This window comes from Mobiluncus holmesii ATCC 35242 (assembly GCF_000185445.1).
GTDB lineage: Bacteria > Actinomycetota > Actinomycetes > Actinomycetales > Actinomycetaceae > Mobiluncus > Mobiluncus curtisii.
Window position 1 is genome coordinate 869,333 of sequence record NZ_GL622346.1, and the last position, 11,785, is coordinate 881,117.

Genomic DNA, 11,785 nt, shown 5'->3' on the forward strand with positions numbered 1-11,785 from the left:
GGCTCTCAACAGGGTAGACCTGATGATTCCCGCGGTGCCGTGAAATGCAGGTTATTCATAAAAAATCTGTTCCACTACTCCGCGCGCCAGGCGCGCGGCACGCATCCAGTCATCGGTTAAGTCTTGGTGCGTGCCCTCTGGGTAGCCCAACAGCGCCGCGGTGGTCACCAATAGGCGATCGACTGGCAGCACATCGAGTTTTTTCCCGGTAGTCCGCCCTGAGCCCAACACGTTCGCTGCCCGAATAGACATTGCCATCATCCATGCGGTGCGCAAGATTTCCGCGTCCGAGGCAGGAATCAGCCCCGCACTCACCGCTGCTCGCAGAGCGTCGCCGGTGGACACGCAGCGCAACCCGGGCACGGTGTGGGCGTGACACATTTGCAATAATTGTACCGACCATTCCACGTCGGATAATCCCCCCGGTCCCAGCTTAACGTGGCGTACTGCCGCCCCGGTCTTGCCTGCACCGGACACCTGACCTCCACCAATCCGTTCCGACTCCATCCGGGCTTTTAACCGGCGAATCTCTTTCAGTTCTTTAGCCTCCGGCGGGGTGTCGAACCGCACCGGATCTACAATCTCGACAAAATCTGTGCGCAAAGTCGATGAGCCCACCACGGGACGAGCCCGCAGCAGGGCTTGACGCTCCCAAGCGCTAGCCCAGCGCGCATAATAATCCTTCAGCAAATCTAAGTCCTTGGACACAGCCCCGGAACGACCTTCGGGACGTAAATCAGTATCAACCCGCCAAGCACCGGCTTGGGCTCCGCTCAAGATTGAACTGACGGTATTGACCAGGCTGGTCGCTTCCATCACGGCACGCTTGCGAATTTCTGACGTGGCAGAGTCTGCCTCTGTCCCCACTACCGGCAAATCCGCCGGCGTTGCCCGCAAATATCCCCCTGCCGGATTGCCCGGCTCCTGCCACGGACGATAGTAAAACACCACGTCAGCATCAGAAGGGTAACCAGATTCACCACCGCCAAATCGACCCATCCCCACTATTAAGTGATCCGCATAATACCCGGCGGACGCTAAAGCGCGCGTCGCAGGACTCGCAAGTGCAACCTGCGCGGACGGCTGCTCCCCACCGCCCTTGTGACCAGGGGCAGTCGGAGGCAGCTGCGCTTTGAGCTTCCGTAATGCCAGGTCGAAAGCCCCCGCGAGGACAGCTTCACCCACGTCAGTTAAACGCTGGGCGGTTCGCAGCGGGTCAATGCCTTGCAGCACGTCCACCATAGCGGCCCGCAACAGTTCCCGTCCGCGCACTGCCCGCAGCCGCGCGGCTTGCTTGTCCAAATCCGGTTGGCGCTCAAAAGTTGCTAGAATCTCGCGCTCGAGTTCCTCGCGTGTACGCCCGCGTAACTGAGACTCGTCATCAAGCCACTTAATAGCGTCTGGATTAGCGGGCAACAGACCCGCCACCAAAGGCGAAGACGATAGCAACCGGGTCAAACTCCGGGCAGCGGTACCCGAATCACGCAGCAAACCAAGATACCAATGCGTATCCCCCAAGGCATCAGACACTTGCCGGAAAGCCAACAAACCACCATCAGGATCCACCCCATCCGCAAGCCAATCCAGCAGCACCGGCAAGAGCTGACGTTGAATCGCCGCCCGCCGACTCATTCCGGAAGTCAAAGCCTCAATATGTTCCAAAGCGCGCTTGGGATCGCGGTAACCGATAGCTTGCAACCGGGACTGGGCGGCAACACTGTCCAAAGCCGCTACCCCCGCTGACAGTTTCGCCATCGCGGGCAGCAACGGGCGGTAGTAAATCTCCTCGTGCAGTCCCCGAACCTTGTGCCGCACTTCCTGCCAAGCCTGAGTCAGTTTCGCCCCCTCAGAAAACCGCGTCACATCAATAGAGCGCGCGACCCTCCGCAGCTGAGCATCCTGGGGAAACAGGTGCGTGCGGCGCATTCGGTCCAGCTGGGTGCGATGCTCAATGACCCGCAGGAACCGGTAATAGTCAGCCATTTCTTCGCCCTGGTCGCGACCTATGTAGCCTCCAGCAATGAGGGCTTGTAAAGCGTCCAAGGTTCCGCGCACCCGCAGGCTCTCATCGACCCTGCCGTGCACCAGCTGCAACAGCTGTACCGTAAACTCCACATCACGCAGCCCCCCGGCGCCGAGTTTAATTTCCCGGCCTGCCTTTTTCGGATCCAGCAGCTTTTCTACCCGCCGCCGCATAGCTCGGGTATCTTCCACGAAACCTTCGCGTTCTACCGCGGACCACACAAAAGGACGGATGGTGCTCAGGTAACGGGCGCCCAGTTCCCGGTCCCCTGCTGCCGGGCGAGCCTTCAGCAGTGCCTGAAATTCCCAAGTCTTTGCCCAACGCTGGTAATAATCCAGGTGAGATTCCAGATTACGCACCAGCGCGCCATCCTTACCCTCGGGACGCAGCGCGGCATCCAAAATCCACAGTGCCGGTTCCGGTCCAGTCGCAGAACAATAGGAACCGAGCGCCTGCGCCATCGCGGTGGCACGCCGATTTGCCTCGGCGGGGTCCAGGTCGGCATCCTCCTGGGCTTGCCCCACATAAATAACATCGACGTCGGAAATATAGTTCAGCTCCCGCGCCCCGGTCTTTCCCATTGCCACCACGCTGAAAGCAATCAGACCCTCCGGGTCATGATCGCGGCGAGCCAATGCCAGACTCGCCTCTAGCGCGGCATCGACAAGGTCGCTGATGCGCCGGGAAGTCGCTTGAAACTCAGCCTTGGCGGCTGTTTCTCCCGCGTGAGCCAGGTCCTCCGCAGCCAGTTGCGCCAGCAGCGCGTAGTAAACCCGCCGCAGTTCCAAGTCGTGAGCTTGCGGGTCAGCGACCCAGCACGGGTTTTTGACCGTACCCAGATTCTTTGCCCCTACCGCGCGAAGCAGCCGTGCCGAGTAAGTCTCCGGTTCAGGCTCCTGTTCCAGGAGTTCAAGGGCTGCCGGGTGCGTCGCCAGGTAACTGGCAAAGAATTCAGACGCCCCCAGCAGCTGCAATGTGCGGTTTCCAATTTGGCGCGCACTCAGCGTCTCGGTAATGCCCGACGGGTGGGCGGCATCCTCAGAAAAAATTCGATCCAAACCCAACAGCACCAGGTCAGGGTCCGCTGTCTGACCGAGATTCTCGATGAGTTGCGGGATGTCCACCTGGGGAGCTGCCTGCGTGATGGCAGTCAACCGGGTCTTGGCACGCTCGACGTCTTCCACCCCGGAGGTTAGCAGCGCCACCGTCTCGGAATACTCTCGAGCCATTCTCTCCCTTTCAGCCCCACAGTCCCCACCGCCGCGGGGGAACCATTGGCATGGACTAATGCAAATGCAGCAGCAAGCGTTTCTCTTGTTCCGTCACCTGGTGGCGGTACTCGGTCCATTCCGCCAGCCGCGTGCGCAACACGTAATCAAAGACTTCTTCACCCAGGACCGCCGGCACCAACTCGGAATCTTGCAGATAGCGAATCGCGTCTTCCAAAGAACGCGGCAGAGTCTCGATGCCGTAGGCTTTCCGTTCCGCATCGCTCATCTCCCACACGTTGTCCTCGGCTTCTTCGGGCAGTTCCATGCGCTGTTCAATTCCTTTTAGCCCCGCTTCGATAATCAGGGCAAACCCCAGGTATGGGTTCATCGCGGGGTCGGGAGCACGGTACTCGACCCTGGTGTAAGTGTGCAGACCTGGCTTGTGATCTGCCACCCGTATCAGAGCGGAAGGATTATGGTGCCCCCAGCAGACGAAAGCCGGCGCCTCATCCCCGCCCCACAGTCGCTTATACGAGTTCACATGCTGATTGACAATGGCAGAGATTTCCTTGGCATAGTGCAGCAGACCGGCGGTGAACTGGCGTCCCACAATGGACAGATGGTCAGCGGCGGCGGGATCATAAAACGCATTTTGGTCGCCCTCCCACAGCGAAAAATGCACGTGCATCCCGTTACCGGGAAAATCAATGTCCGGTTTGGGCATAAACGTCGCCAGCAGACCTTTGACTTCTGCCAGGTCCTCTACCGCTTCACGTGTAGTCACCAGATTATCCGCACAAGACAGGGCATCGACGGAACGCAAGTCGATTTCGTTTTGTCCGGGACCCCCCTCGTGATGGGAAAACTCAACCGAAATGCCGCACTCTTCCAGCATCCGCACTGCCCACCGACGAAAGGCGTTGCCCGGACCTGCAGAAACGTGATCGAAGTAACCGCCCTGATCCACCGGGCGCAGGCGCTCCTCCAAACTGCCGGGCTGTTTGAACAGGTAAAACTCGATTTCGGGATGCGCGTAGGGCACGAATCCCAGCGCTTGAGCCCGTTTCATGGTGCGTTCCAGCACGTAGCGAGGGTCGGAATGCGAACGGGTCCCGTCCGGGTTGTACACGTCACAGAACATCCGCCCGATAGTGTCCTCCGAGATGTCCGCGAGCTGGGGCATAATCTGAAACGTTGTGGCATCGGGGAACAGCAACATATCTGATTCCGCCACGCGGGTGAAACCTTCCACGGAAGAGCCGTCAAAAGCCACTCCTTCTGTAAAGGCTCGTTCCAGTTCTACCGGCGCAATCGTGACAGATTTCAAGACACCCAACACATCGGTGAACATGAGACGCACATATTTCACGTCACGTTCCCCCACCTGCCGAATCACGTCTTCTTGGCGAGAATCCACGGTTTTCTCCCTTTCAATAGTCTGTTCCGGGGTTTTCCCGGATGTTCAAAGTGTCCCGGTCTAAGACTTCATTCTGGCAGTGTAGCGCCCCTGCTCCGTGTGCGTTATCTCCAGTTCAAGACCGTACATGGCGCTCATAGTGGAGCTGGTCAGCACGTTTTCAAGGGGGCCGGAGGCAAACACGCGACCTTCCTTAAGCGCTAGTGCGTGGGTAAACCCGGGAGGGATTTCCTCCAAGTGATGCGTGACCATGACCATGACCGGGCTTTTCGGGTCACGTGCCAGTTCTGCCAGCCCACTGAGCAATAGTTCACGCCCACCCAGGTCGAGGGCAGCTGCCGGTTCGTCCAAAATCAGCATTTCCGGGTCTATCATGAGGGCTCGAGCCACCAAAACGCGCTGTTTCTCGCCTTGACTCAAAGTGGCAAAGTCGCGGTCTTTCAAATCTGCCACCTCAAACATGCTCATCAGAGCTTGGGCACGTTGCACGTCCACCGTTTCGTAGCTCTCCCGCCAGGATGCCGTCATCCCCCAAATCGCGGATAGTACGGTCTTTTCTACGGTTTCCTGCGGGGGAATCTGACCGGCGAGAGCCGGGGAGGCGTATCCCACCCGCTGACGAATCTCCGCAATCTCGGTTTTTCCTAATACTTCGTCCAGGATTTCCACCCGCCCTCGCGAGGGGTAAATCCGCCCCGCCAGCATATCCACCAAGGTGGTCTTTCCTGCCCCATTGGGTCCCAGCACCACCCAGTGCTGTCCCAGGTGAATCCGCCAATTGACGTTATGCAAAATAGAGGTGCGATTACGCCACAATTCAACGTTGTCACACCGGGCGACCAAAGTCATACTGTTCTTTCCTATCCGTGGCTGGAGGGCTTTAGGTTAATTGTGACGCTGGGCAATGACTTTTTCATACAGCGCCAAAGTTTTTTCCCCAATTGCCTCCCAAGTGAAGTGTTCTTGGGCGCGCTTATGACCCGCCAGTCCCATCTCCCGAGCGCGTTCGGGATGAGTCAGCATCTCAGTAATTCGCTGCGCCATCGCGCACTCGAATTCTTCAGGATGCAGGGGCTTGCCCGTACCGTCATTGACCTGTTCAATGGGTACCAAAAAGCCGGTTTCCCCATCAACAACCACATCGGGAATACCCCCGGTATCGGTAGCGACCACGGGCAAGCCGCAAGCCATCGCCTCTAGGTTCACTATTCCCAGCGGCTCGTAAATCGAGGGAGTCACAAACAAGGTCGAGCCGGTCAACAGGGCAATCATGTGGGCGCGGTCCAGCATGTCCGCAATCCACACTACTCCCGGACGCTCCCGCTGCAGGTCATGCACCAGGCTTTCAACCTCCGCCATAATCTCTGGGGTGTCGGGCGCTCCCGCGCACAAAACGATTTGGGCGTCACGAGGTACGTCGCGCAGCGCCCGCAACAGATAGGGCAGACCCTTTTGTCGAGTAATACGCCCGACGAAAGCTATCGTGAGGGCATCTTCGTTCAGACCATAGTCCGCCCAGACTCGACTGCGGAATTCGGGAGTGATATTAGAGAAATCCCAGGTCGTCAGGTCAATGCCATTGTGGATGACATGGACTCGATCAGGCTCGACAGCGGGATAGCAACGCAAAATGTCGTCTTTCATAGCGTGAGACACTGCCACTATAGCGTCGGCGGCTTCATAAGCGGTTTTTTCTGCCCAGGAAGAAATCCGGTATCCCCCACCCAATTGTTCAGCTTTCCACGGACGCAACGGCTCCAGGGAATGTGCGGAAATAACATGCGGAATGTCATACATCAAAGAAGCCCAATGCCCGCCCATATTGGCATACCAGGTATGGGAATGCACCACGTCAGCCCCGGCTGCATCAGTCACAAACTCTAGGTCCACACCCAAAGTGCGGATGGCAGCGTTCGCGTCTGCCAACCCTTCCAGATAGTCGTAGCCGGTGACCCCCGGCTCGCCGCCTTCCGTGCCAGGGGTGCGAGGTCCCTCAAAACAGTGCACCCTCACTTCTGCCCGCTGCCGCAAAACCTTGGCGAGTTCGGTAACGTGAACTCCAGCTCCCCCGTAGACTTTCGGAGGGTATTCCCGACTCATCAAATCAACCCGCATGGCAACCTCGCTTTAGCACAAATCGACCCAGTACAACTCGGTCCGTAGTATCCCCGGAAAACCCCTGAGTGGCGAACCGCGACTGCACCTCTAACCTATCCCATTTGCGTGTAAAAAAACCTGAGAAATACCACACAAAAGCTAAAAAATCTCCTAGAGTTAATGCATGGCACAACCGAAAGTTTTGACAATTATTCTCGCTGGCGGCGAGGGCAAACGCCTGATGCCTCTCACTGAAGACCGCGCCAAGCCCGCGGTGCCTTTCGGCGGTCACTACCGACTGATTGACTTCGCGTTGTCAAACGTGGTGAACTCCGGCTATCACCGGGTTATCGTCCTGACCCAATACAAGTCACATTCCTTAGACCGACACATCGCTACGGCCTGGCATATGTCGAACATTCTGGGCAACTATGTGGCACCTGTACCAGCTCAGCAACGGACCGGGAAACACTGGTACATGGGGTCAGCAGACGCAATTTTTCAATCTGAAAACATCATCAGTGACGAACGCCCTGACTACGTGCTGATTATCGGGGCTGACAACATCTACCGGATGGACTTCTCACAGATGGTGGAGGAACACATCGAGTCTGGACTGCCCGCCACGGTGGCAGGCATTCGGCAGCCTCTGCAAATGGCATCTTCCTTTGGAGTCATTGAAGCCGACGAAGCCGGAAAAATCACTGCTTTCCGGGAAAAGCCCCACGATGCGGTCGGGCTGCCCGATGCACCCAATCAAGTCCTCGCCTCCATGGGTAACTACGTATTCAACACTGATGCCCTGCTCGAGGCACTGCAGCGAGACTCTCAAAATGACGACTCAAATCACGATATGGGTGGGGACATAGTGCCATATTTTGTCTCTCGCGGGGAAGCCCACTGCTACGACTTTATCCGCAACGATATCCCCGGTTCGACCGAACGGGACCGGGACTATTGGCGTGACGTCGGTACTATTGACGCCTATTACGAAGCGTCAATGGACCTCATTGCGGTCCACCCCATTTTTAACCTGTATAACCCGAAGTGGCCGATTATGACGACGGTGGACGGCGAACTGCCCCCCGCCAAATTCGTCTACGGGGATGATTCTCGTATGGGACATGCCATTGACTCTTTTGTCTCCAGCGGCACGATTATTTCTGGGGCTCTGTGTGTCCACTCAATCATTTCCCCCGGAGTTCGTATGAATTCCTGGTCCGAAGTGACTGACTCGGTCTTGATGAACGGCGTGGTACTGGCGCGGCATGCAAAAGTCGACCGTGCTATCTTGGACAAGAACGTTTACGTTGGTGAGGGCGTCACTATTGGCGTTGACCTCGAACAAGACCGGGCGCGCGGCTTCCTGGTGACTGATTCCGGGATTACGGTCGTCCCCAAAGGCACTCGGGTCGAGCAGTAGCCCATGGCTGAACTCTCGCTGCCCCTGCGTTTTACCTGCGTGTGGGAAAAAGACACTGCGGATATAGCCCCGGAGGCGTTTCTGTCCGCGGTGCTACACGCTACCGGACTGAACCCCGCCGCGCCACCAGTCCGTTCCTCGTCAGAGGAACTTAATCGAGTATCTCTGGAAGTTCCCGCCGCACCATCTACCTCTCGGGAACAGAGAGCGGCGTGGACCCGCGCTATTGAAATTGAACTGGATTCACCGCAACTCGCTGTAGCGATAACGTCTGGAGAAATGGCGTTACGAGGTCCTGCCCTGGTAGTTTTGGACGGGGATTCTACGTTGTTTACCGGGGAAGGCATCGACCTAGTGGCTGCCCACGCCGGGACACAAGCAGAAGTCGCTTCCATCACTGCTGCCGCAATGCGCGGAGAACTCGACTTTGCCCAGTCCCTGCGGCGTCGCATGGGAACATTACGGGGTCTATCGGTCAGTGTCTTGGATCAAGTGCGCCAGGATTATCATTTTTCACCGGGAGCGACACAGATGGTGTCGGCTTTTCATCACCACGGCGTAAAAGTCGGGGTGGTGTCCGGCGGGTTCATGGAACTGGTGGAACCACCCGCAACGCAAATCGGGCTGGACTTCGTTAAGGCCAACCGGTTCGAGGTGGCAAACGGTCAGCTCACCGGTGCCCCTGAGGGAGACATTGTGACCGCCGAAACTAAGGAAACTTGTCTGCGTTCGTGGGCAGCCGAGCTAGGTATAGGTCTCAATCGCTGCGTAGCGATGGGAGACGGCGCCAATGACCTGAAAATGGTTTGCGCCGCTGGATTGGGGGTCGCCTACCAAGCCAAGCCTGCCCTGCAAGCCGCTGCTGATGTGCGTCTCTCGTGGTCTAACCTCGCGGTACTAGCGGCGCTCACTCTCCCGAGCTGACTCAATCCGGTTCTCGCGAAAGTTGTTTGTCTGAGCAGCTCCACGTTCGCATTCAGCGGGTTGAAGGGCGCTCCGGGTTGGAAACGTCGACCACTTTCACGTCCTGCACCGTGAACAAAAGCTTAGCTACCTGGGCTTTTTCCACCGAGTCACGCGAATTACCCCAAATTAAACTGCGCCCGTCACGCAACTTAAACTGCAGCTGAGCCGGATCGTCGGAAGTCACCGCGGCAATCATAGATCGCAGTTCCTGGGGCATATCCCCAAAGGCAATTAAAGCTGCATCTACCAGCTTGCGAGTTTGCCCGCCGAGCTTCTCCATATCGACATCCAGCTGCGGCAGTCCCGCCACATCGCCAGGGGCAATCTCCAACACCACTCCGGATCGATCAACACCCACGACCTTGCCATTTTGCCGCACGGTAGCCACCGGAACGCGCTCCACAACGTGAATGTTCAAACCGTGCAGCCAAGCCGGTGAGACTTTCGCATCCTTCAGGGCACTAACTTCCTGCAGCACCGTTTTTGCCACACCTGCCGTCGCCAGACTGGTGATAGAGCGTCCCTCGAAACGTTGAGTAGCTTGGCAAATCTGGCCAATGTCTACATTGCGAGTGCCCGTGACATGGCATTTGGAGAGCTGGTAGGCGAATAGTGGCGAAAAAAACAGCACATACAAAACAATCAGGATTCCCAGCAGCACCCCTATCAGTCCGGAAACCCGCAGTCGTAGCCGGTGACGGCGAATAAATTCTTGTTCCTCTAACCGGTCCAACAGCGTGTTATCTACGCTTGCCACCCGCAGCGAATCCCAGGGGGAACTTGCCTCAAAACGAGCCCCCTCAGCGGAGGTTGCCTTTGGATTGCGTTTATGCTGAGAAACTTTTTGGGCAGCTTTCACCGCCTCTCGGTTTGCCTTCGCAGCCCGCTTTTGCGCTTTCTTAGTAGCTTTTTTTTCGTCGCGTTCCTGTTTGTTGAGTTGCGCCGGAGTCGGCTTTTTTGATTTTGCTTCGGAAGCAGAAGTTCCGGGGTTCGCCGTATCGGTCGCGGTGGCGCGCTCACGAGGGCGGGACGGAGCGTCCTTGCCGAGGTCAACGCTTTTGGGGTCAACTACGGGTCGCCGGGATCGCCCCCGACGAGAGCCACGACCCTCTGCGGGCTTCCCCAGGGTGGGACGAGAAGGTGGTTTCACGCCTGGCTCGCTTTCGCCTGAGTCGCTTGTTCCACCGATGCATAGTCATGTCCTGCGGCGATAGCGTGACCGACGTGAGTGATGGAGCCAGCCCCCAAGAACAACAGAAAATCGCCGGGACGAGCAGCCCGGAACGCGTGCAGTCCCGCCGCGTACATATCCGCTACGTAGGTTCCCTTCCCGAGATGCTCGGTGATGATATTGCCATTCACACCGGGAATCGGCGCTTCGCGAGCAGCATAGACCGAGCATACGGTCAAGTCATCCACCGTAGCAAAAACGCGGGCGAAAGCATCGACGTTATGGTAGGTCCGAGAATACAGATGCGGCTGGAAGCACACCAGCAGTCTGCCCTTACCTGCCAGGTCACGAGCCGCCTGCAAGGTAGCAGCAATCTCGGTGGGATGGTGTCCATAATCGTCATAGATACGTACCCCATCGCGTTCTCCAACCGGCTGCATCCGGCGGTCAGCTCCCGAAAAAGTCCTTAACGCCGCGATGAACTGGGGCAAGTCAACCCCCAGGACATAGGCAGCCCCCAGGGCCCCACCCGCATTCAACAGCATGTGTTGACCGCCGATACGCAAGTTCAACTGCCCATGAAACACCTGCTGTCCAGCATCGGTGATAGTAACTTGGCATTGACCTCGACCCGGTCCCAGTTCCGGTTCGTGCAACTGCACTACGACATCTCCAGCCAGGGGGACCCCGAAACCATAGGAAATAACCCGTGGACCGTCAGCGCCGCCTCGCTCTGAAACCTGCTCAGCGAGCCTTTTGACCCCGGCATCATCGGCACACAGCACCAACGTCCCACCCTTGCGCAGTCGACCGGTAAAGTTCACGAACGCCTGCTCAAACGCTGCCGAGCTGCCCCAGTGATCGAGGTGGTCCGGCTCAATGTTGGTGATGACTTCCACCGCGGGTGAATAATTCAGGAAAGATCCATCGGATTCATCAGCCTCGATGACAAAGGCGGAACCTGATCCCAAACGTGCTCCCGTCCCCAAATCGGCGATAATTCCCCCGATAGCAAAGGACGGATCCGCGCCAATGTCCAGCAGGGCGTGAGCCATCATGGATGAAGTGCTGGTCTTGCCATGCGCCCCAGCCACCGCCACCAGCTCGTGAGAACGAGTACAAAAGTCCAGGGCTTGAGAACGATGCCAGATTTCTAAGCCCAGAGCCTTGGCGCGGGCAGCTTCGGGGTTATCCTCATGTATCGCCGAAGTCACCACCACGATGGCATTAGCGGGAACCTGTTCCTCCCGGTGTCCCACGTAAACATTGATACCCGCCTCGCGCAGTTGTCCCAAGGTATCAGCTGGCACCTGGTCGGAACCGGACACCTGATACCCCAGGTCATGCAGCAATAGCGCGAGGACACTCATGCCCGCCCCGCCGATACCAATCAGATAAAATTCCTGGTCAGAAGGGACCTCGTGGGCAGCAGTGACGTTGGACAGATTCGTGGAACTGTCTTTAAATTCGGGCATGT

General features: G+C 57.6%; 8 protein-coding genes. 2 read left to right on the forward strand and 6 right to left on the reverse strand.

The features are described from left to right. Positions 1-51: 51 nt before the first annotated feature. From HMPREF0576_RS03700 to glgA, 4 genes are read right to left on the reverse strand one after another with little or no spacing between them, the layout of a single operon-like run. A complete protein-coding gene (locus HMPREF0576_RS03700; RefSeq protein WP_004010725.1) occupies positions 52-3,252 on the reverse strand; it encodes a bifunctional [glutamine synthetase] adenylyltransferase/[glutamine synthetase]-adenylyl-L-tyrosine phosphorylase in 3,201 nt (1,066 codons plus the stop codon). A 55-nt stretch (positions 3,253-3,307) separates the two neighbouring features. Next, positions 3,308-4,651 carry a glutamine synthetase family protein gene (locus tag HMPREF0576_RS03705; protein ID WP_004010727.1) on the reverse strand — a complete coding sequence of 448 codons (1,344 nt, stop codon included), beginning with the start codon at positions 4,649-4,651 and terminating at the stop codon, positions 3,308-3,310. A 60-nt stretch (positions 4,652-4,711) separates the two neighbouring features. After that, complete coding sequence (locus HMPREF0576_RS03710) at positions 4,712-5,500, reverse strand: ABC transporter ATP-binding protein (RefSeq protein ID WP_004006910.1); 789 nt, start codon at positions 5,498-5,500, stop codon at positions 4,712-4,714. Positions 5,501-5,536: 36 nt separating this feature from the next. Further along, entirely contained in the window at positions 5,537-6,766 is a 1,230-nt protein-coding gene (gene glgA, locus HMPREF0576_RS03715) for a glycogen synthase (RefSeq protein WP_004010728.1), read from the reverse strand. Positions 6,767-6,932: 166 nt separating this feature from the next. Between glgA and glgC the strand changes: the two genes are divergently transcribed. Together glgC and serB are read left to right on the forward strand one after the other, a co-directional pair. Then, the gene (gene glgC / locus HMPREF0576_RS03720; RefSeq protein ID WP_004010729.1) at positions 6,933-8,171 is read left to right on the forward strand and encodes a glucose-1-phosphate adenylyltransferase; all 1,239 of its coding nucleotides are present in this window, start codon (positions 6,933-6,935) and stop codon (positions 8,169-8,171) included. Positions 8,172-8,174: 3 nt separating this feature from the next. Beyond that, the gene (serB, locus tag HMPREF0576_RS03725) at positions 8,175-9,095 is read left to right on the forward strand and encodes a phosphoserine phosphatase SerB (protein WP_004010730.1); all 921 of its coding nucleotides are present in this window, start codon (positions 8,175-8,177) and stop codon (positions 9,093-9,095) included. Between the two features lie 52 nt (positions 9,096-9,147). Here serB and HMPREF0576_RS03730 read toward each other — a convergent pair whose 3' ends face one another. Continuing rightward, positions 9,148-10,287 (reverse strand): cell division protein FtsQ/DivIB, encoded by a 1,140-nt coding sequence (locus tag HMPREF0576_RS03730; RefSeq protein WP_004010731.1) that lies wholly within the window; start codon positions 10,285-10,287, stop codon positions 9,148-9,150. Further along, complete coding sequence (murC, locus tag HMPREF0576_RS03735; protein WP_004010732.1) at positions 10,284-11,783, reverse strand: UDP-N-acetylmuramate--L-alanine ligase; 1,500 nt, start codon at positions 11,781-11,783, stop codon at positions 10,284-10,286. Before murC ends, HMPREF0576_RS03730 begins: the two co-directional genes overlap by 4 nt. Between the last annotated feature and the right edge of the window lie 2 nt (positions 11,784-11,785).